Here is a 26,090-nt window from a genome sequence, read left to right on the forward strand (position 1 = left end):
GTGCACGGAAGGTGGCCCGTCCCGTGACGTCTGGGGCGAGCAGTAGCGTGCGGACGTGCGTTCGCAGGCCTCGGTCCTCCACCTGGACCTCGATGCCTTCTTCGCCGCCGTGGAGCAGCGGGACAAGCCGTCGCTGCGGGGGAAGCCGGTCGTCGTCGGCGGCGTCGGCAACCGCGGCGTGGTGTCGACGGCGTCCTACGAGGCGCGCGTGTACGGCGTCCGCTCGGCCATGTCGACGCGCGAGGCGCGGTCCCGCTGCCCGCACGCCGCGTTCCTGACCGGTCGGTTCCACGCCTACCGGGCGACCAGCCAGGCCGTCATGGACCTGCTCCGGTCCTGCTCGCCGCTCGTCGAGCCGCTGTCGCTGGACGAGGCGTTCGTGGACCTCGAACGCGCCGACGGGCTCGACGACCTGTCCGTCGACGGGGTCACCGCCTACGCCGAGGACCTGAGGAGCAGGGTGCGCGAGGTGACCGGCGGCCTCACCGCATCGGTGGGCGTGGCCAGCTCGAAGTTCCTCGCCAAGGTCGCCAGCGACCTCGACAAGCCCGACGGCCTCGTCGTCGTCCCGCCGGGCACCGAGCTGGACCTGCTGCTGCCGATGAAGGTCTCGGTCATCCCCGGCGTCGGGCCCGCGACGGTCGAGCGGCTGCGGAGCGTCGGCGTCCGTACCGTCGGCGACCTGCACGGCCTCAGCGAGGACGAGCTGGTCCGGCTGCTCGGCAAGGCACACGGAGCCGGCCTGCACCTCCTGGCGCGCGCGGAGGACGACCGCGCGGTGGAGCCGGAGCGCGAGACGAAGTCGGTCAGCGTCGAGGGCACCTACGAGCACGACCTCACCGACCGGGTGCTGATGGCCTCGCTGCTCCGCCGCCAGGCCGAGGACGTCGCCCGGCGGCTGCGGGCGAGCGGTCTGTCCGGGCGCACCGTCACCATCAAGGTCCGCCGCTACGACTTCACCACCGTCAGCCGCTCGACCACGCTGTCCTCCCCCACCGACGACGGGGCGCTCGTCGCCCGGCTGGCGGTCGCCCTCCTCGAGGACCTCGACACGACGGGCGGCGTACGCCTCCTCGGCGTGGGTGTGTCCGGCCTGGCCGACTGGGTCCAGGACGAGCTGTTCACCGACGGCGAGCCGGGCTCCGAGGACCCCACGGAGCCGGCGGATGCGTCCGCGCCGACGGGCACGGAGGCCCTGGTCGAGGAGTCCGGCGCCCGGGCCCGCACGGGGTGGGCGCCCGGCATGGACGTCGTGCACGCCGAGCACGGTCCCGGCTGGGTGTGGGGATCGGGGAGGGGCGTCGTCACCGTCCGGTTCGAGACGGCCGAGACGGCGCCGGGCCCCGTCCGCACCTTCGCCGTCGACGACCCGGCGCTGAGCCGTCCCCCGGCGTTAACCTGAGCATGCAAAAAAGGGTGAGGGCCTCTTGGTGGTATGAGCATCAAGAGGCCCTCGACTCGTCCGGCCGCCGAAGCAACCGGTCGAGGTGACCGTCGGCCGAAGCCTCGGGTCGATCGCCGGCCGAAGCCGCCGATCCCCTCTCGCTTCCGGCTTCCCCCGAAGGTTCCGCCGACTGCGATCGGTAGGAGAGTTCTACGCTCCGCCGAATCCCCTGCGCAAGGGGCTGGGGCAAAGATTTCCGACATTCTCTCGGTCCCACAGGACCCTCCACACCAGAGGGCCGTTCCTCCACAGGATTGCCGGCCGAATCCACAGGCCATCCCCTCTCCCTGTGGATGTAGGGGGCCCGGATACCGTGCGCCCATGACCCCGGTCACCACGCCACCTCGGGCCGAGCGCCGCCCCGTCACGACCGTCCACCACGGGCGGGAGCGAACCGACGACTACGACTGGCTCCGGGTCAAGGACGACCCGGCCGTGCTCGCCCACCTCGAGGCCGAGAACGCCTACACCCAGGCACGCACCGAGCACCTCGCCGACCTGCGGCAGCGGATCTTCGACGAGATCAAGGCCCGCACCCTCGAGACCGACCTGTCCGTGCCGACCCGGGTCCGCGGCTACTGGTACTACGGCCGCTCCTTCGAGGGCCGCCAGTACGGCGCCAGCTGCCGCGTGCCGGCCGCCGGGCCGGACGACTGGACCCCGCCCCGCCCCGCCGAGGACGCCCGCGCCGACCAGCCGGCCCTGCCGGGCGAGGAGGTGCTGCTCGACCTGGACCAGCTCGCCGAGGGCCACGAGTTCTTCTCGCTCGGCGGCTCGTCGGTCAGCCCGGACGACCGCCTCCTCGCCTACGCCATCGACGTCGTCGGCGACGAGCGGTACACGGTCCGGGTCAGGGACCTCGCCGACGGCGGGCTGCTCGACGACGAGCTCACCGGGGTGCTCGGCGGGGTGACCTGGGGCGGCAGCGCCGACCACTTCTACTACACGACGGTCGACCAGGCGTGGCGCCCGGACAAGATCTGGCGGCACCGGCTCGGCACCGCGCAGGCCGAGGACGAGCTGGTCTTCCACGAGCCGGACGAGCGGTTCACCGTGGGCGTGGGCCGCACCCGCAGCCGCAAGTTCGTCGTCATCGCCAGCAGCAGCCGGACCACCAGCGAGTACCACGTGCTCGACGCCGCCGACCCGGGTGCCGCGCCCTGGCTCTTCGCCGCCCGCACGGAGGGGGTCGAGTACGCCCTCGAGCACGCCGTTCTCGCCGGCGAGGACCGGTTCCTGGTCCTCCACAACGCCTCGGGGCCCGAGTTCGAGCTGTCGGTCTGCGCCGCCGAGCCGACGCCGCGGGAGGGCTGGACGCCGCTGCTCGCACACGACCTCGCCGTCCGGCTCGAGGACGTGGACGCGTTCGCCGGCCACCTCGTCGTCTCCCAGCGCAGCGGCGGGTCGACCCAGGTGCGGGTGCTCACCCTGGGCCCCGAGGGCGTCGACGGCGACGAGCTGGTGCGGTTCCCCTCGGAGCTCGCCACCGTGGGCGCCGGCGGCAACCCCAGCTTCGAGCAGCCGACCGTCCGGGTGGGCATGACGAGCCTCGCCGAGCCGAGCTCGGTGCACGACTACGACGTCCGCACCGGGAGCCTCACCCTGCTCAAGCGCGCCCCCGTCCTCGGCGGCTACGACGCCGCGGACTACGAGGAGCACCGGCTCTGGGCGACCGCGCCCGACGGCGTCGAGGTGCCGATCTCGCTCGTCGTGCGCCGCGACGCCCGCGCGGGAGGCGGTCCGGTCCCCCTGCACCTCTACGGCTACGGCGCCTACGAGATCTCGATCGACCCCTCGTTCTCGGTCGCCCGGCTCTCGCTGCTCGACCGCGGGGCGGCCTTCGCGATCGCGCACGTGCGCGGTGGCGGAGAGCTGGGCCGGCACTGGTACGACGACGGCAAGCTCGAGCACAAGCAGCACACCTTCGACGACTTCATCACGTGCGCCCGTCACCTGGTGGCGACGGGCTGGACGACGGCCGACCGGCTGGTCGCCGAGGGCGCGAGCGCGGGCGGGCTCCTCATGGGCGCGGTCGTCAACCAGGCGCCCGACGCGTTCGCCGGCATCGTCGCGGGCGTGCCGTTCGTCGACACGCTCACCACGATGCTCGACAGCAGCCTCCCCCTGACCGTCGGGGAGTACGACGAGTGGGGCGACCCCGAGCACGACCCGGTGGCCTACGACCGGATCGCGGCCTACGCGCCCTACGAGAACGTCGCCGAACTCCCCTACCCCCCGATCCTGGCCGAGACCTCCCTCAACGACACCCGGGTGCTCTACGTCGAGCCCGCCAAGTGGGTCGCCCGGCTGCGGGAGCGGGCCGCGGGCGCCGACGTGCTCCTGAGGACCGAGATGGCCGCCGGGCACGGGGGCGTCTCGGGTCGCTACCGCGCCTGGCACGACCGAGCGTTCAGTCTCGCCTGGATCCTCGACCGCATGGGCCTGGCAGGCGTGGGTATTACGCCGGACGCGTAGTAAGGCCGACCCGTCCGAGCTCCCCTGAGAAGACCCTGAGAGTTCCTGCGACGTGCAACTCTGCACGGTGCCTGGTCGTCCTTGTCTATGCAGGCCGATGGGGAATCCAATCCGCCTTCGGCACGTTGACGAAATACGGGTGACAACACCGCCCGGCGAAGGAGGGTCGCGATGGCAGTCGGAGTCGCAAATCGGAAGGGCGCCGTCCGCGAGATCGAAGGACGCGACAGCGTCGGTCTCTACCTGGACGAGATCGCCCGCACCCCCCTGCTCGACGCGGCGAGGGAGGTCGAGCTCGCCAAGACGATCGAGGCCGGGCTCTACGCCGAGAACCTGCTCGCCGAGGGCCGCTGGGGCCGCCGCAAGGGCGCCCCGAAGGGCAACGTCAGCCGCGAGGAGCTCGAGTGGCTCGCCGAGGAGGGCCAGAAGGCCGTCCAGGAGTTCATCACCGCGAACCTCCGCCTCGTCGTGTCCATCGCGCGCAAGTACGGCCGTGCCCAGATGCCGATGCTCGACCTGATCCAGGAGGGCAACACCGGCCTGATCCGCGCGGTCGAGAAGTTCGACTACGCCAAGGGCTACAAGTTCTCCACCTACGCCACGTGGTGGGTCCGCCAGGCGATCACCCGCGGCATCGCCCAGCAGGCGCGCGTCGTCCGGCTGCCCGTGCACGTCGTCGAGGAGCTCAACCAGGTCGGCGGGGCCCGCCGCACGCTCGAGCGCCAGCTCGGCCGCGACCCGGAGCCGGAGGAGATCGCCCACGAGCTCGGCATCGACGTCGAGCGGGTCCTCGACCTGCTCGCATGGGGCCGGGAGCACGTCAGCCTCGACACCCCGGTGGACGAGGACGGCGACACCTCCCTCGGCGACCTGATGGCCCAGGAGACCTCCCCCGGACCCGACCTGACGGTGCTCGACACCGAGGCGCGCGACCGGCTCAACAGCCTGGTCGGGCAGCTCGACGACCGCGCCGCCGACATCATCCGCTCGCGCTACGGCCTGGTCGACGGCCGCCAGCACAAGCTGGCCGACATCGGTGCCAAGCACGGCATCTCGGCCGAGCGCGTGCGGCAGCTCGAGCGCGAGGCGCTGCAGAAGCTGCGCCGCCTCGGCGACCCGGACCTCGCTGCCTGAGCAGACCTGGCTGCCTGACGGTTTCCCCGACTAGCTGGTCAGCCGCTCGAAGACCTCCGCCACACGCTGGCGGAGGTCTTCGCGCGTCCCGGTGTTCTCGATGACGTACGTCGCGATCGCCCGCCGGTCCTCGCGGCTGGCCTGGGCCGCGATCCGCGCTCGCGCGTCCGCCTCGGTCCAGCCGCGGTCCCGGAGCATCCGCTGCACCTGGACCTCCTCCGGCACGTCGACGACGACGACCGCGTCGAACTCGCCCGCCCGGCCCGACTCGGCGAGGAGCGGGATGTCGTGCACGACGACCGCACCCTCCGGCGCGGCCGCTTCGCGCTCGGCGTACAGCTCGAAGATGAGGGGGTGCGTGATCCCCTCGAGCACCTTCAGCTGGTCGGGGTCGTTGAAGACGATCGAGCCGAGCCGCGGCCGGTCGAGCTCGCCGTCCGCGGTGAGCACCTCCGGCCCGAACGCCTCGACGACGCGGGCCAGGCCCGGGGTGCCCTTGGCGACGACCTCCCGCGCGAGCCGGTCGCCGTCGATGATCACGGCGCCCAGCTCGCGGAACATGTCCGAGACCGTGCTCTTCCCCGAGGCGATCCCGCCGGTCAGGCCTACTCGCATGAACCGGACCCTAGTGGCCCCGAACGGTGTCACCATCAGCGACATGAGCATCCAGCCCGTCGGCGCCGCGACGCCGAACCGCCCGCAGCACCCCGGCGTCGCCGCCTTCCTCGAGAAGCGCGCGGCAAGCCTGCAGAACCGCATCGCAGACACCATCACGACCTTCGCCGGCTCGATGATGTTCGTCTACGCCCACATCGTGCTCTTCGCCCTCTGGATGGTGGTCGCCGAGGCGAGCCCGTGGCCGACGCTGACCCTCGGCGTCTCACTGGAGTCGATCTTCCTGTCGACGTTCGTGATGATCGCCCAGAACCGGCAGGCGGCCTTCGCGGAGGCCAAGGCCGAGCACGACTTCACCGAGCAGGAGCTCGAGCTGAAGACCAACACCGAGCTGACCCGGGAGATCCACCGGCTGACCACCGAGCTGCACAAGCGGGTCGTCGCCACGCAAGAATGAGGAGGTGCCCCCCGACCTCGCGCCCGGCGACCGGGTGGCGCTGCTCGTCGCGGGGTCGGCTGCCTACCTCCAGACGGTCCACCGGTTGCTCACCGCCGGGATCTTCCCGATCCCGCTGGACCCCCGGCTGACCGAGGGCGAGCGCGCCCGGATCCTCGCCGGCCTCGACCCGACCCTGGTCGTGACCGACGACGATGCGCTCACCGGCTTGCTGGAGACCCTCCCGCCGCCGGGCCTGCCGCGCGGCCGGCCGATGCACTGCACGAGCGGCACGACCGGCACGCCGAAGGGCGTGTGGTCGGGGCTGCTCGACGACGAGGGCGCCGCTGCGCTCGTCGCCGAGGAGCGCGAGCTGTGGGGGTTCCGCGACGACGACGTCAACCTCGTGCTCAGCCCGCTCTACCACTCCGCCCCGCTGCGGTTCGCGCTCGGCACCGTGCTCGCCGGGGGGCGGGTGGTGATCCCGGGGCCCTTCGACCCCGCCGTGGTCACCGAGGCGATCCGGCGGGAGCGGCCGACCACGATGTTCTGCGTGCCCGCCCACCTGCAGCGGCTGTTCGCCCACTGGTCCGAGGTCGGCGTACCCGACCTCAGCAGCTTCCGGCTGGTCGCGCACGCGGGCGCGCCGTGCCCGACCGACGTGAAGCGCCGGCTGATCGAGCTCTTCCCGGACGGGTCGACGTGGGAGTTCTACGGCTCGACCGAGGGTCAGTTCACCGCCTGCCGCAGCGAGGAGTGGCTCGAGCGCCCGGGGACCGTCGGCCGCGCGCGCCCCGGCCGGATCCTGACCGCCGATCCCGACGGCACGCTGTGGTGCGTGGTGCCCGGGCACGCCCGGTTCAGCTACTACGGCGACCCGGGGAAGACCGCCGCGGCGTGGCGGGAGACGCCGGCCGGGCCCGCGTTCACCGTCGGCGACCACGGCCGGATCGACGACGACGGCTACGTCTACCTCGACGGGCGCCGCGAGGACCTGATCATCAGCGGCGGCGTCAACGTCTACCCGACCGAGGTCGAGCAGCTGCTCGGCGAGTGCCCCGGCGTGGAGGACATCGCGGTGTACGGCGTCCGGGACGACACCTGGGGCGAGCGCGTGTGCGCGGCCGTCGTCGGTACGGCGACCGAGGCCGCGCTGTCGACGTACGCCCGGGAGCACCTGGCGCCGCCGAAGCGCCCGAAGACCTACACCTTCCGCGACGAGCTCCCGCGCACCCTGACCGGGAAGGTCAGGCGCCAGGAGCTCTGATCACCAGCGGTCGTGGATCGCGGCGCGGAAGTAGCGGTCGTAGAGCTCGCGGACGCCGTCGAGGAGCTCGCTCCCGAGCGGCGGCAGCGTCATCGCGGCGGCGTTGGCCCGGGCCTGCTCGACCGACCGCGCGCCCGGGATGACGGTCGTCACGCCGGGCTGCTGCGCGACCCAGGCGAGCGCGACCTGCGCCGGCGTCGCTCCCTCGGGCCCGTGCTCGCGCGCCAGCGCGCTGAACTCGCGCGCGGCGGCCACCCCGGCCTCGAACTCCACGCCGGAGAACGTCTCCCCCACGTCGAAGGCCTCGCCGTGCCGGTTGAAGCTCCGGTGGTCGTCGGCCGCGAACGTTGTCGACTCGTCGTAGCGCCCGGACAGCAGCCCGGAGGCCAGCGGCACCCGCGCGATGATCGCGACGCCAGCGTCAGCGGCCGCCGGCAGCACCTCGTCGAGCGGCTTGAGCCGGAACGCGTTGAGGATGATCTGGACGCTGGCGAGGTGCGGACGCGTGATCGCGGAGAGCGCCTGCGCACAGGTCTCGACGCTGACGCCGTAGCGCGCGATCCGCCCCTCGGCCACCAGCGTGTCGAGGGCGTCGTAGGTCGCGTCGGCGTCGATGACCTCCGACGGCGGGCAGTGCAGCTGCACCAGGTCGAGGGTGTCCACGCCGAGGTTCGCGCGGGACCGGTCGGTCCAGGCGCGGAAGCTGTCGAGGTCGAAGTTCTCGGGGACCTGCTCGACCCGGCGGCCCATCTTGGTCGCGACCGTCAGCCGGGGGCCGTCGTGCTGCGCGAGGAACCGCCCGATCAGCTGCTCGCTCCGGCCGTCGCCGTAGACGTCGGCGGTGTCGAGGAACGTCACGCCGGCGTCGACCGCGGCCGCGAGCACGTCGAGCGCGTCCTGCTCGCGGACGTCACCCCAGTCCGCTCCCAGCTGCCAGGTGCCCAGCCCGATCCGGGACGCTGTCAGCACGCGAACTGCCTCCTGTACTCCTTGGGGCTGACCCCGCGGACTCGTGCGAAGTGGTGCCGCAGCGCGGCGGCGTTGCCGAAGCCGACCTCGCCGGCGATCCACTCCACCGGCTGGTCGCTGCGCTCCAGCAGCTCCTCGGCGGCGGCCACCCGCTGCCGGGTCAGCCAGCTGTGCGGCGTCGTGCCGGTCTCGTCGCGGAACCGGCGGGCGAAGGTGCGCGGGGACATGTGCGCCCGCTGGGCGAGGGACTCGACCGTGTGGTCCTCGCCGAGGTTCTCCAGCACCCAGGTGAGCAGCGGGCCGAGGGTGTCGGCGGTGCAGTCGGGGACCGCGCGGGCGATGAACTGCGCCTGGCCGCCGTCGCGGTGGGGCGGCACGACGGCACGCCGGGCGACCGTCGAGGCGACCGCGGCGCCGTACTCCTGGCGCCAGATGTGCAGGCAGGCGTCGAGGCCGGCCGCGGTGCCGGCGCTGGTGACCACCTGGCCCGCGTCGACGTACAGCACCTCGGGGACGACCCGCGCGAGCGGGAAGCGGCGCTGCAGCTCGTCGGTGTACATCCAGTGCGTCGTGCACTCCCGGCCGTCGAGCAGGCCCGCGGCGCCGAGCGTGAACGCGCCGCTGCAGACCGAGAGGATCCGGGCGCCGCGGTCGTAGGCGTCCCGCAGGGCCGCGATCACCGGCTCCGGCGGCAGCCCGCCCCGCGGGATCGCGGGCACGGCGACCAGGTCGGCCTCCGCAACCCGGTCCAGGCCGTGCTCGGCCTGGATGGAGAAGCCCATCGAGGTGCGCATCGGGCGGTCGTCGACGGCGCAGACCGCGAAGTCGAGGGCAGGTACGCCGTCGGCCTCGCGGTCGATCCCGAAGCCCTCGCAGAGCACGCCGAGCTCGAACGGGGCGACGCCCTCGAAGGCCAGCACGGCCACGTTGGTCAGCACCCGCGCAGCCTGCCACGATCTTGGCAGAAAATCAACGGCGACCGGCATCTCTGCCACTGGTGGCAGGATCTTGGCAGTAGGAGGATTACTGCCATGACCACCGTACTCCTCCTCATCGGACTCACGCTCGTCCTCACCGCCGGGGTCCGCACCGTGCTGGCAACGATCCGCGACGACCGCGGCACCCTCCCCCCGCCCGCCTCCCACCGCGTCGACCGCTCCCTGCTCCCCCCGAGCGCCCGCTGACCCCGAGCCGGCAGTAACTCTGCGAAAAATGCGCCGAGTCGGCAGAAACTTGCTCAAGTTTCTGCCGACTCGGCGTTGCTCAGGTCAGTTGCCGCCGCCGGTGAGCTTCTCGCGGAGCGCCTGGAGCGCCTCGTCCGAGGCGAGCGAGCCGCCCTCCTCGGTGGCCTTCTCGTCGGCACCGCCGGAGGAGTACGACGTGGCCTCGCCGGCCTCGATCTCGGCCTGCTTGGCCTCGGCCTGCTGCTTGACGTGGGCCTCCCAGCGGGCGTGCGCCTTGGCGTACTGGTCCTCCCAGGTCGCGCGCTGGTCCTCGTAGCCCTCGAGCCACTCGCCCGTCTCGGGGTCGAAGCCCTCGGGGTAGACGTAGTTGCCCTGGTCGTCGTAGGTCGCCGGCATGCCGTAGAGGGTCGGGTCGAACTCCTCGACGTCCGAGGCCGCGGTCTGCTCGTTCGCCTGCTTCAGCGAGAGCGAGATCCGGCGCCGCTCGAGGTCGATGTCGATGATCTTGACCATGACGTCGTCGCCGACGCCCACGACCTGCTCGGGGATCTCCACGTGGCGCTCGGCCAGCTCGGAGATGTGCACCAGGCCCTCGATGCCCTCCTCGACCCGAACGAACGAGCCGAACGGCACCAGCTTGGTGACCTTTCCGGGCACGATCTGGCCGATCTGGTGGGTCCGGGCGAAGTGCTGCCAGGGGTCCTCCTGCGTCGCCTTGAGCGACAGCGAGACCCGCTCGCGGTCCATGTCGACGTCGAGCACCTCGACGGTGACCTCGTCGCCGACGGTGACAACCTCCGAGGGGTGGTCGATGTGCTTCCAGGACAGCTCGGACACGTGGACCAGGCCGTCGACGCCGCCGAGGTCGACGAACGCACCGAAGTTGACGATCGAGGAGACGACGCCCTTGCGGATCTGGCCCTTCTGGAGCTGGGTCAGGAAGCCGTGGCGGACCTCGGACTGGGTCTGCTCGAGCCAGGCGCGGCGGGACAGGACCACGTTGTTGCGGTTCTTGTCCAGCTCGATGATCTTGGCCTCGAGGGTCTGGCCGACGTACGGCTGCAGGTCGCGCACGCGGCGCATCTCGACCAGCGACGCCGGGAGGAAGCCCCGGAGGCCGATGTCGATGATCAGGCCGCCCTTGACGACCTCGATGACGGTGCCCTCGACGACGCCGTCGGCCTCCTTGACCTGCTCGATCGTGCCCCAGGCGCGCTCGTACTGGGCGCGCTTCTTGGACAGGATCAGCCGACCCTCCTTGTCCTCCTTCTGGAGGACCAGGGCCTCGACCTTGTCGCCGACCTCGACGACCTCGGAGGGGTCGACGTCGTGCTTGATCGAGAGCTCGCGGGAGGGGATCACACCCTCGGTCTTGTAGCCGATGTCGAGCAGGACCTCGTCCCGGTCGACCTTGACGATGGTGCCATCCACGATGTCACCGTCGTTGAAGTACTTGATGGTCTGGTCGATGGCGGCCAGGAAGTCCGCCTCGGAGCCGATGTCGTTGACCGCGACCTGGGGCGCGTTGTCGTCGTACTGGCTCGGGAGGGGGGTCGAGAGGGTGCTCGTCATGAGTAGGGACAGATCCTTGAGGGGCAGAAGTCGAGTTGATGCGCGCCCACGGGTTGCAGGCACAAGAGACAAGGGTACGCGCGCGTACGCAGGGCCGTCCAACTGACGGGCACGGCCCCCAGCGGCCTATCGTAGGTCCGTGCAGCAATGGCCGCATCCGCCGGTGACCGCCCATCGGCGTCCAGCGGGCGAGGACGAGTCGCGGCGGGCCAACGGTCCGGACTGGGACAGGTACGCCGACGAGTACCAGGCGACGCACGGCGAGTTCCTGGGCGACGCCGGCTTCGTGTGGGGGCCCGAAGGGCTGACCGAGGCGGACGCGGGCATCCTGGGCCCGGTCGAGGGCCGCGACGTCCTCGAGGTCGGCTCGGGAGCCGGCCAGTGCTCGCGGTGGGTCCGGGAGCGGGGCGGACGAGCCGTGGGGCTCGACCTCTCCCACCGCCAGCTCCAGCACTCCCGCCGGATCGACGAGGCCTCGGGCGTCGCCGTCCCCTCGGTGCTCGGCACCGCGACCCACCTGCCCTTCGGCGACGCCAGCTTCGACGTCGTCTTCTCCTCCTTCGGCGCGCTCCAGTTCGTCGCCGACATCGAGCGCGCGGTCGCCGAGACGGCGCGGGTGCTGCGCCCGGGCGGCCGGTTCGCGTTCTCGATCACCCACCCGACCCGGTGGATGTTCCCCGACGACCCCACCGAGGAGGGGCTCACCGCCACGCAGTCCTACTGGGACCGCACGCCGTACGTCGAGGTCGACGACGAGACCGGGCGGACGGCGTACGTCGAGCACCACCGCACGCTGGGCGACTGGGTGCGGCTGCTGGCCGACGCCGGCTTCCGGATCACCACGCTGCTGGAGCCGGAGTGGCCCGCTGACAACGAGCGGCTGTGGGGCGGGTGGTCCCGGGTTCGCGGGCGGCTCACCCCGGGCACCGCGATCTTCGGCTCCGAGCTCCCTTCGTAGGGTCGGCCCCGTGGACGAGGAGGAGATCGCCCGCTCGGCGGCGCTGGAGCAGAGGCACTGGTGGTACGCCGAGCGCCGCGCGCTCGTGCGCCGCACCGTCGAGGCCTGGCCGGCGGGCCGGGCGGTCGACGTCGGGTGCGGCCCCGGCGGCAACACCGCCGTCCTGCGGGACCTCGGCTGGCGGGTCACCGGGGTGGAGTACCTGCCCGGCGCGGCCGCGATCGCGGCGGCGAAGGGCCTGGACGTCGTCCGCGGCGACGCCCGCGCGCTCCCCTTCCGGGACTCCTCCCTCGACCTGGTGCTCTCGACCGACGCGTGGGAGCACATCGACGACGACGCGGCGGTGGCCGCCGAGACCCACCGGGTGCTCCGGCGGGGTGGCCGCGCGCTCGTGGCGGTGCCATGCGGGATGGCGCTGTGGAGCGGCCACGACGTGGCGCTCGGGCACGTCCGGCGCTACGAGCGCGACCAGCTCGCGGACCTGGTGACCGGCGCCGGGCTCGAGATCGAGGACCTGTGGTCGTGGAACGTGCTGCTCCGCCCGGTCGTGCGGGCCCGCCGCCGGCGCCGGCACGCGGCCGAGAGCGAGATGGAGCCGGTGCACCCGGTCCTCAACGCGGGCCTGCGCGGCGCCGTGGCGCTCGAGCGGGTGCTGCCGCTGCGCCGCCTCCCGGGCGTGAGCCTCGTGGTCTCGGCACGGAAGCCGTGACCGACCGGGCGTGGGTCGCCGACCCGGGCATCGGGTGGCGGATCCTGCTCACGGCCCGGCTCGCCGTACCGCTCGCGCCGGCGGCTGCCGGGTCGGCGCTGCGCGCGCTGTGCCACGAGCACGACTGGGATCCTGCCGAACCGGTCGTGGGTGACGAGCTCACGTCGGTGCGCGCCGAGCTGGCGGCTCCCCATCCGGCCCCGGTGCGGGTCGGGCTCGCCGGGCCCGAGCTCGTCGTCTCGGCCCATCACTCCGCCGCCGACGGCCTCGGCCTGCTCGAGGTGCTCTCCTCGCTGACCGGGGCCCCGGTGTCCAGCGACGCGCGCGGAGCCGGCCGGCGGCCGCCCGGCGCCGGGCTCGCCCGCACCGTGGGCAGACGGCTGACGGAGGTGGCTCTCCACCCACCGGCCCCGGTGACCTCCCCTTCTCCCCCGCAGCCGGCGAGAGGTGACGTGCTGGTGGAGGGGGACGCCCCGCCGGGCCTCCGCACCGCCGACCTCGTGCAGGCGGCCGCAGGGGCGGTCGTCGCCCACCAGCAGGCCGTCGGCCGGCGGGCCCGGCACGTCGCTATCGCGATCGGAGTCGGAGCCCCGGCCGGCCCAGGGGACCGGATCGGCGACCGGAGCGGGCTGATCCGGCTCCGCGACGTCGAGCGGCTCGACCTTGCCGCGATCCGCGAGGCCGTCCGCAACGCCCCGCTCGAGACCCCGCCGGGTGGCGGCCGGGAGCGGCCGGTGCTCGACCGGCTCGCCACGACCGGCCTGCGCGTGCTCGCTCCTCGACTCGGCTCGAGCATGCTCGTCTCGCACCTCGGCGAGGTGACCGCCGACCAGGCCGAGCGGCTCGCGTTCCACCCGGTGACCGCGGGCGGCTCGGGGATCTCGCTGGGCGCGGTGGGCCACCGCGGCCGTACGACGATCACCCTCCGGGCACGGGCGACGCGATGGAGCGAGGACGGCCTCCAAGAGCTGTTGGAAGCCGTCCTCGTCCGGCTCAGGCGTTGACGAGCGGCTTGCCGTCCCGGCTGGGCGCGTCCACGTCGTCGCGGGTCGCGCGCCGGTTGAGCAGCAGTCCGGCGGCAACGGCCAGCAGGCCGATGAGCAGGAACGCGAGCGGCACCATCATCCGCAGGCTCCCCAGGACCATCGCCTTCGAGCTGAGGTCGTCGACCTCGGTGGAGACCTGGTCGTCGGTGTACTGGACGGTGCCGTCGAAGACCGGCACGGACTGGCCGTCGTACGACAGCTCCTGGGTGCGCACCTCCACCCGGTTGACCGGCGAGCCGGTGACCGGCTCGATGTAGAAGGTGCGGGTCATGCCGTAGACCATCTCCGCGTCGACGGAGGCCTTGTCGGACCCGAACATCGAGCCGGGGACCTCGCGCGTCTCGACGACGGACTCCGGGATCTCCTGGACGAACTTGTAGACGGTGAGGCCCTGGATCTCGTCGGTGCCCTCGTAGGTGGCGGTCGTCGCCTTGCCCACCGTGTCGTCCCAGACCTGGTAGTCCTTCTTCTGGGTGTCGAACGGGAACTTCAGGGTCAGGCCGTCCCGCTCGACCGGGACCTCCTTGACGTTGTCCCCGTCGCCCTCGGCGACCCACGACGGGCAGCCGTCGCAGCTGACGGCCTCGCCGGTCACGTCGTCGAACGGGGTCATGTCCCGGGTCTGCTGGAAGACCGAGTCGTCCTCGCGCCTGACGGTGGTCGAGGTCTGCCAGATCGCGACACCGTCCGGCGGAGTGGCGGAGGGGTCGGAGAGCGTGCGCGCCTCGATGGCGAGGTCGTGCGTCTCGGGCTGGAACGTCTTGAAGTTCAGCACCTGGGCGCCCTGCGCGTCGAGCTCAGTGGTGGTGTCGTAGGACGACGGCACCTTGGCGAGGGCGGGGTAGGCGTAGAACCGGACCAGGCCCGCGGCGACGATCAGGAACACGCCGAGGCCCACGAGGACGTGGGGGGCGGATCGACTCAAGCGGTGCACGACGCACCTTCCTTTCAGGCGGCCACGCGCGTGTCGCGCGGCACGGAGTGCAGTGGTTGGAACGTGGAGGCGGCCAGCTCGTAGGCCGCGAGCGCACGGGTCTGGTCCCGCATCCGGGACCAGTCGAACCCGGCCGCCCAGGCGCGGCACGCCGTCGCACGCTCGGCGCGTACGTCGGCCGACCGCCCGTCGGCGAGCGCGGAGGCCAGCGCGTCGCTCAGGCGGCGCCGTACCTCCTCGGGGTCGGTGGAGTCGGGGACCAGCCAGCCGGTCAGCAGCGGCCGGACGGAGTCGCGCAGGCCGGGGACGTCCCGCGCCAGCGTGGGCACGCCGTAGCCGGCGGCGTCGATGACCGCCTGCCCCCAGCCTTCGGCGTCGGAGGCGCAGACGTGGACCGCGGCGCGCGAGAGCAACCGGCCCTTGGTCTCCTCGTCCACGTGCCCGTGGAAGGTGACCCGGTCCTCCAGACCCATCGCCGCGGCGATCCGCTCGAGGCGCTCACGCTCCGGTCCCTGGCCGATGATGTCGAGGTGCAGCCGCCGGCCGTCGTTCGCCGGGTGCAGCTGGACGTCGAAGAACGTGCGGATGACCAGGTCGACCCGCTTGTGCGCGACCAGCCGACCGAGCACGACGACCCGGTCGGGGTCGACGGCCGCGGGGTCGGGCACGATCGCGGGCAGGTCGGCGCCGTTGGGAAGCAGGCCGATGTCGCCGGTCCAGCCCAGCTGCTCGCGCATCTGCTCCGCCGTCGAGCGCGACACGGCCACGACCCGCTTGCGCCGGTAGACCGTCCGCATCGCGACCCGCTCGAGCCAGCGCCCGAGGACCGCGACCGGTGCCGGGAAGTGGGTGCCGAACTGGTCCTGGTGCACGTGGTGCATGACCAGCACGACCGGCGTGCGCCGACGCAGGACCAGGGGCGAGAAGGACGGGATGCCGCAGGAAGGGTCGATGACCAGGTCGATCCGGCGCCGGCGGCGCAGCAGCCGCAGCAGGGCCGCCGGGTAGAAGGTCAACGGCCCGCCGGTGCGACGGACCGAGATGCCCTCGCGGTTCTCCGTGTGCGCCGAGCCCGGCTCGCGCGCGGTGAGGAACTCGACGTCGGCGCCGCCCTCGCGAAGAGCACGGGCGCACTCCCAGGCGTAGATCTCCGACCCGCCCGCGAGCGAGTGGTCGAGGTCGCGCCAGTTGACGACGACGGCCCGGACCCCGGCGAGGGTGCCTTCGGCGGTCATCGGGCCTCACCACCGACGAGCGTGACCAGCAGGGCAGCCGGGGCCGACAGCACGAGAGGGACCCGCCGAACCGAAGGCTTCCGGCCGAAGGTCGGGGTGAGCCTGCGGGTGCGCCAGGCGATCCCGGCGAGCTCGGCGAACGCCCCTGCGCCGTGCCGGAGCGGGACGAACGTCGACCCGGGCACGTCGACCCAGGTCACCGGGATCTCCTCGATCCGGGCGCCTTCGACGCTCAGCCGGACGAGGAGCTCGACGTCGAAGGAGAACCCGCGGGCGACCAGGTCCCGGGCCACGTGCTGCACGAGCGCGGCGCGGAACACCTTGAACCCGCACTGGGTGTCGGCGAGCCCGGGCAGCAGCCGTCCTGCGAACCGCCGGTACCAGGCGGCCCCGTAGGCCCGCACCCGGCGCGTCCGGACCTCGGTGACCGACGCGAGCAGGCCCCGCGACCCGATCACGACGTCGGCGCCCAGCACGATCTGCCGCCAGGCCTCCTCGAGGGCGTCGAGCCCCGTCGCACCGTCCGCGTCCATGAAGCAGATCAGGTCGTCGGGGTCGGCGTCGCACGCCAGCAGTCCGGCGCGCACCGCGGCGCCCTTGCCGCGGACGGGGCAGGAGATCACCCGCACCGGCAGCGCAGGGTGATCGGCCGCACGGGCCACCTCGGCCGTGCGGTCGGAGCTCCCGTTGTCGACGACGACGACCCTGACCTCCCCGAGGACCGCGCGGTGCGCGCGGACGTGCCGGCGCAGCTCACGCAGCGTTCGTGGAAGCCGGCGCTCTTCGTCGAGGGCCGGGATGACGATGTGCAGCATCGGGCCGGGTCTACCGGCTCGAGTAGGTGATCAGGTCAGCCTTGGAGACCGGTGTCGTGCCCGGCTGGGCGACGTGGACGCCCCCGACCAGGACCGCGCCGGCGGCAAGCGCCCCGACGACAGCGGAAATAAGTAGATTCATTGCGTGTCCCCTCCCAAAGACTCGCGAGACCGCCGTCAGTCGGTACGGCGCCCCCGGTCCTCCCCAGGTCCGGTGGGCGGCGCTGTCGCAGAGACACTGTGACGGCGGTTACTCCCTGATCGGAGTATCGAACGGATTCCGTTGAAAATCAAAAGAACGAACAAAGTGTCGACCAAGGTCACCAGGGCGACCAGGACCTTTGACCTAGTGGGCGGGCCGGCCGCGGGCGCGCCCAGGTCGACGAGCCGGAGGCCGCCGTCGTCGTACCGCACGCCGCCGTCGGGGACCGCCACGGCGCCGGTCCCCTCCTCGACCAGCACCCAGCGCACACCGAGCGCCTGCAGGGCGCCGGCCGGGTCGTCGGAGCCGAGCGCCCGCCCGACGTCGGCCACCCGTGGATCCTCCGAGGGGACGACGACGTCGTCGAGGTAGATGCGGTCGTCGATGAGCACCTCGCCCGGGAAGAACCGCGGCGCCGGGTCGAGCACGGCCCGGCGGTGGTCCCACGCGAAGGAGCGGTAGGACCCGGCCCACGGCAGCACCACGGTCGTCCCGGGGTCCTCGTCGAGGAGGTCCGCGACGTCGCTCCAGGACCGGGGGTAGGACGACCGCTGCAGCTCGCCGGCCGCGCCCCACGCCAGCGACGGCAGCAGCAGGACGGGTGCCACGACCAGCAGGCCGACGACCGACCAGAGCGCTCCCCGCCCGGGGCGGACCCGCTCCCGCACGGCGGTCGCCGCGCCGCCCGCGCCGAGGGCGAGCACCAGGCCGAGCGGCGCGAGGAAGCGGTGCGAGTCCCGCAGCAGCGCCAGCCCCGGCACCCGCGCGGCCGCCCACTCGAGAGCCTCGGACCCGCCGGGCAGCGCCGGGACCAGCGCGACCACGAGCGCGCCCGCGCCGAGCAGCAGCCAGCGCGGCCACTCCCCCGGCTCGTCCCGCACCGCCCGTCGGAGACCTGCGAGGGCGGCGAGCGTGAGCAGCAGCGACAGCAGCACGAGGGCCGCGCTGCCGCGCGCGTCCGGGACGATCGAGGTCTTCCAGATCCCGCCCAGCGTGAGCAGGCTCGCGAGCACCCCTGCGCCCGACTCGGCGCGCGCGGCGAAGCCCGCGAAGACGCCGTCGGTCGAGATGTGGACGGACGTCGCCGTCAGTGTCGGGGCCAGCCACGGGAGGTTCGCGACCACTGCAACGACGCCCAGCCGCCACCACCCGGCGCGGTCCCGGGTCAGGCCGAGCACCGCGAGCACGACGACGGCCATCACCCCGCTGGACGGGCTGCAGACCGCGGACGCCGCCAACGCCAGCGCCGCCGGCCCCCAGGCCGACCGCGGGTCCGTCCGGAGCCGGCGCGCCGCGAGCGCCACCCAGGGCAGCAGCAGGTAGCCCAGGAGGATGGCCCACTGGCCGATCAACAGCCGCTCCAGCACCCACGGGTTCCACACGAAGAGCGCGATCCCGGCCGCCCTGGCGTACCACGCATGCCTCGCCAGGACGCGTCCCGTGCCCAGCCCCGCGAGCAGCAACCCGCCCGTGAGCAGGATCCGCTGCAGCCAGGCACCGGAGACGACGTACGTCGCCAGCGACACCAGCGCGTCCATCGGCACCGCCCGCGGCAGGCTGTCGTCCAGGCCCAGCCAGGCCGCCTTCCACGGCTGGTGCGGCACGAACACCATGTCCCCCAGCAGCCACGTCCCCGGCCCGAGGAACAGCGGCAGCAGGATCGCCACCGCCAGCAGGAGCGTCCAGCACAGGTCGACCGAGACAGGCGACCGGAGCCGCCTCACGGCTCCTCCCCCGCCGGCCCCCACCACGCGGCCCCGAACCCGAGGGCCAGAGCCGCTCCGGTGACGAGATCCACCGCGTCGGAGGGCTTCGCCGCCTCCTTGGTCAGCGCGACCACCAGCATCCCGAGCGCCACCATCAGCCCCGCGAGCACGACGAGCGGCACGGTCGTGCGCCAGCGCCCCACCAGCACCCCCGCTCCGGCAGCAACGCCCACGATCGGTCCACCGACAAGAAGCCCGAGGACGACCGCGACCCCCGCGACCAGCACCTGGCGCACCAGCCCGCGCGGCGGAGACGAGCGCGGCACGACGCTCTGCGCCGGGAGGGTCTGCGCAGGCGGTTGGGTGCGCCGCGCCCACCGGCGCCACAGTGGCTGCCCGCACCACACCCAGAGTCCCCACAGCAGGACGAGTCCCAGCAGCACGAGACCGACGATCAGCCCGACGAGGTAGGACCGCTGCGGGCCGAACGTCAGGACGACGGTTCCCGACACCCCCGCCGGGATCACGAACCCCTGCGCCCACCCGTCGACCGTGATCGGCTCCAGCCGCCGACCGTCGACCGACGCCTCCCACCCCTCGTTCTCGTTGAACGGCGCGGACACGATCGCGGTCTGCCCGGGTCCGACGTCGAGCACCACCCGCGTGCCCGACGTCGACCTGATCTCCAGCGACCGCGACCGCTCGACCGCCCGGCTCGCCGGGTCGCCTCCGGAGCGGAGGACCATCGCCACCGGTCCGAACTGCTCGGTCGACAGCAGCCGCACCCGGTGCCGGCCGGGACCGAGGTCGAGCCGGTGCGGCGTGCGGCCGCACGGCCCGACCGCCAGCTGGCCGGCCGCGATCACCGCCCCGATGCTGCCGCGGACCCGCGTGGGATAGCGCCGGCCGTCGACCACGAGCGTCGGGCCGAACCCGCAGACGGCTCCGGTCGGCGCCGCCCCGTCGATCGGTACGGCGATCCGCGCCCCGCCGAGCCGCAGCTCGCCGACGCCGAGCGATCTCCCGTCCCCCGGGTCGCCGGTGAACCGCAGCGTGAGCCGTCGCGCCGTGACGGGCGGCATGGCGCCGTACCCGTCGAGGGACACGTGCCGCACCACCCGCCGACCGCCGGAGCGTGCCGACACGACGACGCCGTCCGGCCCGACGGCGTTCGCGCCGGGCGCCAGCACGTCCACCCGGTCGATCGTCCGCACCCGCCCGAGGTCGAGCCGCAGCGTCGGTCGCGGGTCCCGGGGGTCGGCGATCCAGGACGTGGTGCGGTCGCCGTCGTAGGCCATCCGCGGTGACACCTCCGGGTCTTCCCCCAGCCACGAGGAGCCGGACGCGGAGACGCCGCCCTGCGGGCGGAGCAGCTCGGCGGTGCCGGCGCGGGCGCGCGGCACGGCAAGCCCGCTGACGCTGTAGGACCCGCGGTGCTCCAGGAAGAACGTGCGGTCGATGCCGGCGGCCTCCTCGGATGCTCGCTGGCGGTAGGGATCGCAGTCCGGCCCGAGCAGCGTCGTCACGCACGCCCGCGCCTCCTCCTGCGCGCCGAACACCAGGTCCGGGGCCCGCGCCTGCGTCACGTGGGGCAGCCGCAGCGTCCGGTGCGGGTGGACGCCCGCGATCCGCAGCTCGGTGATGCCGATCGTCGCCTCCGGCGAACCGACCGATGCGACGGAGACCCGCACGTGGTCGGCCTCCACGCCGCCGAGGTCGACCTCGGCCCGGCCGGTCACGGGGTCGGGCGCGACCTCGCGGGTCGTGCCCCCGGCGGTGACGGCCCACTTCCGGACCAGGTCGACGCCGACCACGGCCACCGGCTGGTCGATCTCGACCGCCCCGATCGCCCGGGTCTCCCCGAGGTCGACGTCGAGCCACTGCTTGGTCGCGTCCTGGAAGGGCGCCGGCCGCCAGTACGTCGAGCTGTCGCCGTCGAGCGCGGACCACGGGGCGTCCTCGGGGCGGATCTCCCCGAGCGCGTCGGCCCAGCCGCGGGAGGTGCTGGCGTCGACGCCCGCGATGCCGCGGTAGCGGGCGACCACCGGCCGGGCCCCCGGCGCTCCCGGGTAGTCCGGCAGCACCCGTCCGGCGTGGTAGGGGTCGTGGCGCGCCATCACGTTGCTCACCGCGTCGTGGATCCGCCCGAAGGCGCGCTCCCTGCGCCGGTAGCCGTCCCCGAGCAGGTCCGCGCCTCGGTCCCACCCCGGCGTGCCGGCGAGCACGATCGGCTGCCCCGGCCCGACGAGGCCCGCGCCGACCGCGCCCACGGCGTCCTCGACGTCGGAGCCGACCGTCACGGCGTCGGCGGTGTCGCGGACGTCGTAGCCCTGCTTGCCCGCACGGCCCGAGCCCTGGACGGAGAAGACCTCGATCGCCGGCCCGAGCTCGAGCTGCCCGAAGGACGCCTCGCGCTCGATGCCGGGCGAGCGCGCGAGCGCGACCGACACGACATCGGACGGCGTGGCCTGGCTGACCTGCTGGTCGAGGTCGTGGCGCACGATCACGGTGTCGACGCCGATGCGCGCCAGCATCTGGGAGAGGTACGGCGACCCGGCGCCCGACTCGACGTAGGCCTCGAGCGCGGAGAGCATCCGGATCGTGCCCGCCGGCGTGAGCGGGACCTGGGAGCGCGTGACCCAGGGCGAGCGCGCCACGGCCTGCATCGGCTCCTCCATGGTCCAGCCCCAGCGCTGGATGGCGAACCCCGAGCCGGGGATCACCCAGGTCGTGCCGTGGCTGTGGGTCGCGGCGTAGTCGGCCGCCTGCGTCCAGTAGTCCGGGAGCTCGTCCCAGCCGGGCGTGCGCGTCTCGGCCGCGGCGATCGGCGCCGACATCGCGACCACCCCGCCGACGAGGACGGCGGCGAGCCCTCCCGCCGCGATCCGCCGGAGCCGCGGGACCCCCGCGGCGAGCACGCGGCCGAGGTCGTGGGCGACCACCCCGACCCCGATCGCGAGCGGCACGCGGAGGATGGGGTCGGCCTTCGGCACGTTGCGCAGCGGGGCGAGCGGCCCGTCGAGCAGGTCCTGGAACCACTGGTTCAGCGGACCGTCGAGGGTCCCGGTGTGCGCGAGCACCTGACACACGATGCCCAGCCCCGCGGCCCACAGCAGTGGGGCGCGGAACGCGCCCCGGTAGCGCAGGAGTCCGACGATCCCGAGTGCCGCGACCACACCCGAGGCGAGCACCAGCCACGGGTTGACCGAGACCTCGTAGCCGGCCGGCCACCACCGTGCGTCGCCGACGACGATGTAGCCCACCCAGTTGCTCGCGCCGCGCAGCGTCGCGGAGAAGCCCGAGGTGTCGGTCGTCGTGCGAGCATCCTCGACGTAGTCGAAGAACGGCGGGCTGTAGGCGCCCAGCTTCAGCAGCGAGAACACCCACCAGGCGCTCACCGCGGCGATCAGGGCGGCCCACCCGACGGCGAACCGCCAGCTCAGATGTCGTCGGAGGACGGCCCAGAGCACGACGACGGCGAGCAGCGCGACCGGCGCCGCCGTGGCGGTGCCGTTGACGCCGCCCGAGCAGGCGAACACGGCCGCGGACAGCACGGCGGCGTCGCGGGGACGGCGGCGGCCGTCGATCGCGGCGAGGATCGGGAGCAGGGCCCAGGGGACGATCGCGCCCGGCAGGATCTCGGCGCTGCGCACGCCGAGCTCCTCGACCATCCTCGGCGCGAGGCCGTAGCTGAGCCCGGCCACCGCGGACGCCCACGGCCCGATGCCGAGCGCGCGGGCGAGTCGCCGTACTCCCTCGCAGGCGAGGACGAGCACCAGCGCGGACCACACGCGCTGCGAGACCCAGCCGGGCACGCCGACCCAGTCCCAGAGCGCGAACCAGGCGCCCTGCGGGAACAGGTACCCGTAGGCCTGGTTCTGCAGCTCCCCGAGCGAGACCTGGGAGTGCCACAGCGAGAACGTGCCCGCGAGGTAGCCGCCGGGGTCCTCGGTCATCTCCAGCCGGGTGTCGCTGGTCGCGTGGCCGGGCTGGTCGGTGAGCACGAGCAGAGTGAGGCAGGCGTAGACGGCGCCGACCACGACACCGGCCCGCCGCGCGCCCTCCCGCTCGTTGCTCACCCGGCGCAGCCTAAACTTCGCCTTGTGACCAGCACGGCCGGGCGCGAGCGTGCCGAGGACATTTCGCCCCAGGCGGCGGGTTCCCGGCTGACCCGGTTGTTGCACAGCACGGCCGGCATCGCGATCGCCATGGCCGTCATGAACGTCGGAACCTACGCATTCCAGATGGTGTCGGCGCGGATGCTCGGGCCGAGCCAGTACGGCGCGGTCGCGGGCCTGATGGCCGTGCTGATGGTGCTCTCGGTGGTCCAGCTCGGCCTGCAGGCCACGGCCGCACGCCGGATCGTCGCGGACCCCGAGGACGTCGGCGCGATCGAGGAGAGCATCCTGACCGCCACCTGGCGGGCCTCGTGGATCCTCGGCGCGGCCGCCGTGCTGGCGTTCCCGCTCGTCACCTGGGCGCTGCACCTGGCGTCGCCCGTCTCCGCGATCCTGCTCGGCCTCTGCGTCGTCCCCACGACCGTGATGGGCGGCCAGGCCGGGGTGCTCCAGGGTGAGCGCCGGTGGCTGCCGCTGAGCCTGATGTACGTCTCGGTGGGCGTCCCCCGCGTCGTGCTCGGCACGGCCTTCCTGCTCGTCCGGCAGACCGAGGCGAGCGCCATGCTCGGCGTGCTCGTGGCGTCGTGCCTGCCGATCGTCATCGGCAGCCTCGCCCTGCGCGAGCGGCGCTCGGTCCCGCCCGAGAACGCCCACGACGTCGTCGTACGGCGCGACGTCCGCCGCGAGGCATGGGGCAGCTCGCTCGCGCTGCTGGCGTTCACCGCGCTCTCCAACCTGGACGTGGTCGTCGCCCGGAACGTGCTCGGGCACCACGACGCGGGCCTCTACGCCGGCGGCCTGATCGTCACCAAGGCGGTGCTCTTCCTCCCGCAGTTCGCGGTGGTGATCCTGTTCCCCTCGATGTCCGACGAGGACCAGAGCAAGAAGGCCATCGTGCGCGGGCTCGCGTTCCTCGGCGTGCTCGGCGCCTGCAGCGTCGTGGCGGCGTACCTCCTGCGTGACGTCGCCGAGGTCTTCATCGGCGGCGCCAACTACGAGGGCGTCACCGACCGGCTCTGGCTGTTCGCCGCCCTCGGCGCGCTGCTCTCGATCCTGCAGCTGCTCGTCTACGGCGGGCTCGCCCGTCGCGGCGTGCTGACCAAGTACATCGTCGCCGTCGGCGTCCTCGCCCTCGTCGGCCTCGGCGCCCTCACCGACTCCCTCACCGCCCTCGCCGTCACCGTCCTGACGATCGACGTCACCGTCGTCGGCGTCCTGCTCGCCCTCCTGCTCCTCCGCCGCTCTCCGGTGGTCGAGCACGACCCCGAGCCTGCCCAGCCGCCAGCCGCCGCCTGAGGTGCGAGGCGCCCCAGCGCCGGGCCAGCGCCGGTGGTTGAGGTGCGAGGCGCCCCAGCGCCGAGCCAGCGCCGGTGGTTGAGGTGCGAGGCGCCCCAGCGCCGAGCCAGCGCCGGTGGTTGAGGTGCGAGGCGCCCCAGCGCCGCGCCTGCGCCGGTGGTTGAGGTGCGAGGCGCCCCAGCGCCGAGCCCGCGCCGGTGGTTGAGGTGCGAGGCGCCCCAGCGCCGAGCCAGCGCCGGTGGTTGAGGTGCGAGGCGCCCCAGCGCCGAGCCTGCGCCGGTCGTTGAGGTGCGAGGCGCCCCAGCGCCGAGCCTGCGCCGGTGGTTGAGGTGCGAGGCGCCCCAGCGCCGAGCCTCGAAACCTCCGGCACCCCATCGTTGGTCGAGTAGCCCTCGCGAGGGACGAGCGAGGGCGTATCGAGACCCGTTCAGTGACCTTCAGACGTGCCGATGACCCCGCCTGTGCTGCTCGATCGTGGCGGGGTGTGGGGCGTGGTGGCTAGTGGTCGGGTGGGTGGGCGCCGGGGCAGGGCTCCCCGTCGTAGTCGTGGAGCTCTGCTGTTTCCCAAGGGTGGTCGACGTCCATGGTCTCCGGGTCCAGGCGTCGGGGTGGGTCGAGGAGGAAGTGCCGGTCGTTGGGGGCGATCCACAGGTAGGTGCCGGGTTCGACGATCACGTAACGCCATTGCGAGAAGGTTTTCGCCCGGTGGTGGCGCCGACACAACGGGACCAGGTTGCACGGACACGTCGTCCCGCCCTCGGCGTGGGGTTTGGCGTGGTCGAGGTCGCAGGCCTCGGCGCTGCGGTGACAGTTCGGGAAGGCGCAGTGGGGATCACGCAGCCGGATGCGGGCCTTGAGCCGGTCGGGGATCTCATAAGACCCGACCGGGACGTGCTCGGTCAGGTCGATGACCGGCCGCACGACCACGGTGGTGCCCGGGGTGTTGACCCAATCCCGGATCTGGAACGGACTGATGGGGGTCTGGGTGTTGCCCAGCCGCCCGACCGCTGCGTCGGGTGGGAGTGCGTCGATGCCGGTGCCGGCCAGGGCCCGGATCGCGGTGTCGCTCAGGTGGGCGTGCAGCTCGACCCTGCGGCCCGGAACGGTGCAGACCACCTCGCCGGTCTGGGGGTCGGTGACCTCGAGGTCGAGGGTGAGGTCCTGGCGGGCGAGCTCCCCCGCGGCCCGGGACCGGCGGACGTCCAACGAGTCCGCCGAGCCGAGCCGGCCGAGGAGGGTGGCCCGCCGAGAGACGGCCGCGTTGAGGTCGATCCCGTCCGCGGCATCCAGGACACCCTCGACCGTCACCAGGCCGTTGGGGTCGATGTGGTGCAGGTCGATGTCGAAGTGCCGCTGCTCGGCCGCGTCGCGGCGGCACTGCTCGGCCAGGTCGGGGTCGAACCGGGTGATCGCCTCGCCGACCAACCGTTCGATCTGCGCCCACGTACACGTCCCGACCACGGTGGCGATGTGGCGGTCCACGAACCCTGCTGCGTCCGCGGAGAGCTGGCGGGTCAGGTCGGCGAGCCGTTCGGCACGCCAGGTGGCACAGCGTCCGTCGAGGACGGCGGCGAAGGTCCGCTGCAGCCGCCAGCCGAGCTCGATGACCCGACCCACGTAGTCACGGCCACCATCAGGAGACCGGCCGAGGACCGCGATCAGCTCCATCAACGCGAACTCAGAGACCAGGGGTGCGCCCGGGCCGGCGATCGGGACCCCGGTGTCCAGGTAGCCATCGACCAGCGTCGCGGCACCCTCGGTGCAGTCGGTGGTGTTGGCGTCGGCCCAGGCCACGATCTGGCACCACTCATCGATCCTCAGGTCACGCTGACCGCGCAGGGTGGTGGTGAGCCCGTCGAGCAGCTCGCGGGTGGAGCGGCCGTCGTACCGCCCCATCGGCGAGGGGTGCTTCCCGAGATCCATGAGCTAATTCAAGCACCAGCCGCCGACACAACGAGACGTCGAGAACCCGCCT

At 73.2% G+C, this 26,090-nt stretch carries 21 protein-coding genes; 10 read left to right on the forward strand and 11 right to left on the reverse strand.

Annotated features, from left to right (window positions below; translation table 11 throughout):
- The first annotated feature begins 55 nt into the window (after positions 1-55).
- The 3 genes from ABD709_RS12335 (at position 56) to ABD709_RS12345 (ending at position 5,053) form a co-directional block, all read left to right on the forward strand.
- Positions 56-1,402 (forward strand): DNA polymerase IV, encoded by a 1,347-nt coding sequence (locus tag ABD709_RS12335; RefSeq protein ID WP_344775780.1) that lies wholly within the window; start codon positions 56-58, stop codon positions 1,400-1,402.
- 363 nt (positions 1,403-1,765) lie between these two features.
- The gene (locus ABD709_RS12340) at positions 1,766-3,919 is read left to right on the forward strand and encodes a S9 family peptidase (protein WP_344775782.1); all 2,154 of its coding nucleotides are present in this window, start codon (positions 1,766-1,768) and stop codon (positions 3,917-3,919) included.
- 171 nt (positions 3,920-4,090) lie between these two features.
- Positions 4,091-5,053, forward strand: coding sequence for a sigma-70 family RNA polymerase sigma factor (locus tag ABD709_RS12345; RefSeq protein ID WP_344775784.1), 963 nt, complete (start codon positions 4,091-4,093; stop codon positions 5,051-5,053).
- Positions 5,054-5,083: 30 nt separating this feature from the next.
- On the opposite strand, the gene coaE is transcribed toward ABD709_RS12345, so the two are convergent.
- Positions 5,084-5,668 (reverse strand): dephospho-CoA kinase, encoded by a 585-nt coding sequence (gene coaE, locus ABD709_RS12350; RefSeq protein WP_344775786.1) that lies wholly within the window; start codon positions 5,666-5,668, stop codon positions 5,084-5,086.
- 43 nt (positions 5,669-5,711) lie between these two features.
- Here coaE and ABD709_RS12355 point away from each other — a divergent pair, with 43 nt between their 5' ends.
- Both ABD709_RS12355 and ABD709_RS12360 read left to right on the forward strand, forming a co-directional pair.
- The gene (locus ABD709_RS12355; protein ID WP_344775788.1) at positions 5,712-6,125 is read left to right on the forward strand and encodes a DUF1003 domain-containing protein; all 414 of its coding nucleotides are present in this window, start codon (positions 5,712-5,714) and stop codon (positions 6,123-6,125) included.
- A 4-nt stretch (positions 6,126-6,129) separates the two neighbouring features.
- On the forward strand, positions 6,130-7,371 hold the full coding sequence (locus tag ABD709_RS12360) for a class I adenylate-forming enzyme family protein (RefSeq protein WP_344775790.1): 1,242 nt from the start codon (positions 6,130-6,132) through the stop codon (positions 7,369-7,371).
- Here the strand turns inward: ABD709_RS12360 and ABD709_RS12365 are convergent, their stop codons facing one another.
- Positions 7,372-8,340 carry an aldo/keto reductase gene (locus ABD709_RS12365; RefSeq protein WP_344775792.1) on the reverse strand — a complete coding sequence of 323 codons (969 nt, stop codon included), beginning with the start codon at positions 8,338-8,340 and terminating at the stop codon, positions 7,372-7,374.
- On the reverse strand, positions 8,334-9,278 hold the full coding sequence (locus ABD709_RS12370; protein WP_344775794.1) for a helix-turn-helix domain-containing protein: 945 nt from the start codon (positions 9,276-9,278) through the stop codon (positions 8,334-8,336). Before ABD709_RS12370 ends, ABD709_RS12365 begins: the two co-directional genes overlap by 7 nt.
- A 93-nt stretch (positions 9,279-9,371) precedes the next feature.
- Between ABD709_RS12370 and ABD709_RS12375 the strand changes: the two genes are divergently transcribed.
- Positions 9,372-9,524, forward strand: a complete 153-nt coding sequence (locus ABD709_RS12375) for a hypothetical protein (protein WP_344775796.1) — start codon at positions 9,372-9,374, stop codon at positions 9,522-9,524.
- An 84-nt stretch (positions 9,525-9,608) separates the two neighbouring features.
- On the opposite strand, the gene rpsA is transcribed toward ABD709_RS12375, so the two are convergent.
- Positions 9,609-11,096, reverse strand: coding sequence for a 30S ribosomal protein S1 (rpsA, locus tag ABD709_RS12380; RefSeq protein ID WP_344775798.1), 1,488 nt, complete (start codon positions 11,094-11,096; stop codon positions 9,609-9,611).
- A 139-nt stretch (positions 11,097-11,235) separates the two neighbouring features.
- Here rpsA and ABD709_RS12385 point away from each other — a divergent pair, with 139 nt between their 5' ends.
- The 3 genes from ABD709_RS12385 to ABD709_RS12395 are packed head-to-tail and all read left to right on the forward strand — an operon-like array spanning position 11,236 to position 13,767.
- Positions 11,236-12,054, forward strand: coding sequence for a class I SAM-dependent methyltransferase (locus tag ABD709_RS12385; RefSeq protein WP_344775800.1), 819 nt, complete (start codon positions 11,236-11,238; stop codon positions 12,052-12,054).
- A 10-nt stretch (positions 12,055-12,064) separates the two neighbouring features.
- Entirely contained in the window at positions 12,065-12,763 is a 699-nt protein-coding gene (locus tag ABD709_RS12390; RefSeq protein ID WP_344775802.1) for a class I SAM-dependent methyltransferase, read from the forward strand.
- Positions 12,760-13,767: a hypothetical protein gene (locus tag ABD709_RS12395; protein ID WP_344775804.1), complete on the forward strand. Its 1,008-nt coding sequence runs from the start codon at positions 12,760-12,762 to the stop codon at positions 13,765-13,767. The genes ABD709_RS12390 and ABD709_RS12395 overlap by 4 nt, the downstream gene beginning before the upstream one ends.
- On the opposite strand, the gene pgfA is transcribed toward ABD709_RS12395, so the two are convergent.
- The 6 genes from pgfA to ABD709_RS12425 are packed head-to-tail and all read right to left on the reverse strand — an operon-like array spanning position 13,757 to position 22,780.
- A complete protein-coding gene (pgfA, locus tag ABD709_RS12400) occupies positions 13,757-14,734 on the reverse strand; it encodes a cell envelope lipid trafficking protein PgfA (RefSeq protein WP_344775806.1) in 978 nt (325 codons plus the stop codon). The two genes, ABD709_RS12395 and pgfA, sit on opposite strands and share 11 nt — an antisense overlap.
- 23 nt (positions 14,735-14,757) lie before the next feature.
- Positions 14,758-15,978: a glycosyltransferase family 4 protein gene (locus ABD709_RS12405; protein ID WP_344775808.1), complete on the reverse strand. Its 1,221-nt coding sequence runs from the start codon at positions 15,976-15,978 to the stop codon at positions 14,758-14,760.
- Positions 15,975-16,793, reverse strand: coding sequence for a glycosyltransferase (locus ABD709_RS12410; RefSeq protein ID WP_344775809.1), 819 nt, complete (start codon positions 16,791-16,793; stop codon positions 15,975-15,977). The genes ABD709_RS12405 and ABD709_RS12410 overlap by 4 nt, the downstream gene beginning before the upstream one ends.
- A 10-nt stretch (positions 16,794-16,803) precedes the next feature.
- The gene (locus ABD709_RS12415) at positions 16,804-16,935 is read right to left on the reverse strand and encodes a hypothetical protein (protein ID WP_344775811.1); all 132 of its coding nucleotides are present in this window, start codon (positions 16,933-16,935) and stop codon (positions 16,804-16,806) included.
- Positions 16,936-16,970: 35 nt separating this feature from the next.
- Positions 16,971-18,719, reverse strand: coding sequence for an MmpA family trehalose lipid delivery protein (locus tag ABD709_RS12420; RefSeq protein ID WP_344775813.1), 1,749 nt, complete (start codon positions 18,717-18,719; stop codon positions 16,971-16,973).
- Complete coding sequence (locus ABD709_RS12425) at positions 18,716-22,780, reverse strand: alpha-(1->3)-arabinofuranosyltransferase domain-containing protein (protein WP_344775815.1); 4,065 nt, start codon at positions 22,778-22,780, stop codon at positions 18,716-18,718. Before ABD709_RS12425 ends, ABD709_RS12420 begins: the two co-directional genes overlap by 4 nt.
- A 24-nt stretch (positions 22,781-22,804) precedes the next feature.
- On the opposite strand from ABD709_RS12425, the gene ABD709_RS12430 reads away from it, so the two are divergent.
- Positions 22,805-24,115 (forward strand): lipopolysaccharide biosynthesis protein, encoded by a 1,311-nt coding sequence (locus ABD709_RS12430; protein WP_344775817.1) that lies wholly within the window; start codon positions 22,805-22,807, stop codon positions 24,113-24,115.
- A gap of 498 nt (positions 24,116-24,613) precedes the next feature.
- Here ABD709_RS12430 and ABD709_RS12435 read toward each other — a convergent pair whose 3' ends face one another.
- Positions 24,614-26,038 (reverse strand): HNH endonuclease signature motif containing protein, encoded by a 1,425-nt coding sequence (locus ABD709_RS12435; protein ID WP_344775819.1) that lies wholly within the window; start codon positions 26,036-26,038, stop codon positions 24,614-24,616.
- Positions 26,039-26,090: the final 52 nt, after the last annotated feature.

The organism is Nocardioides panacisoli (assembly GCF_039537325.1).
GTDB lineage: Bacteria > Actinomycetota > Actinomycetes > Propionibacteriales > Nocardioidaceae > Nocardioides > Nocardioides panacisoli.

What these genes read in the sequence shown, in the direction of transcription:
- ABD709_RS12340 (WP_344775782.1), top strand. Translation starts at nt 1,766, where the DNA reads ATGACCCCGGTCACCACGCCACCTCGGGCCGAGCGCCGCCCCGTCACG.
- ABD709_RS12345 (WP_344775784.1), top strand. Translation starts at nt 4,091, where the DNA reads ATGGCAGTCGGAGTCGCAAATCGGAAGGGCGCCGTCCGCGAGATCGAA.
- coaE (WP_344775786.1), bottom strand. Translation starts at nt 5,668, where the DNA reads ATGCGAGTAGGCCTGACCGGCGGGATCGCCTCGGGGAAGAGCACGGTC.
- ABD709_RS12355 (WP_344775788.1), top strand. Translation starts at nt 5,712, where the DNA reads ATGAGCATCCAGCCCGTCGGCGCCGCGACGCCGAACCGCCCGCAGCAC.
- ABD709_RS12375 (WP_344775796.1), top strand. Translation starts at nt 9,372, where the DNA reads ATGACCACCGTACTCCTCCTCATCGGACTCACGCTCGTCCTCACCGCC.
- rpsA (WP_344775798.1), bottom strand. Translation starts at nt 11,096, where the DNA reads ATGACGAGCACCCTCTCGACCCCCCTCCCGAGCCAGTACGACGACAAC.
- ABD709_RS12405 (WP_344775808.1), bottom strand. Translation starts at nt 15,978, where the DNA reads ATGACCGCCGAAGGCACCCTCGCCGGGGTCCGGGCCGTCGTCGTCAAC.
- ABD709_RS12410 (WP_344775809.1), bottom strand. Translation starts at nt 16,793, where the DNA reads ATGCTGCACATCGTCATCCCGGCCCTCGACGAAGAGCGCCGGCTTCCA.
- ABD709_RS12415 (WP_344775811.1), bottom strand. Translation starts at nt 16,935, where the DNA reads ATGAATCTACTTATTTCCGCTGTCGTCGGGGCGCTTGCCGCCGGCGCG.
- ABD709_RS12435 (WP_344775819.1), bottom strand. Translation starts at nt 26,038, where the DNA reads ATGGATCTCGGGAAGCACCCCTCGCCGATGGGGCGGTACGACGGCCGC.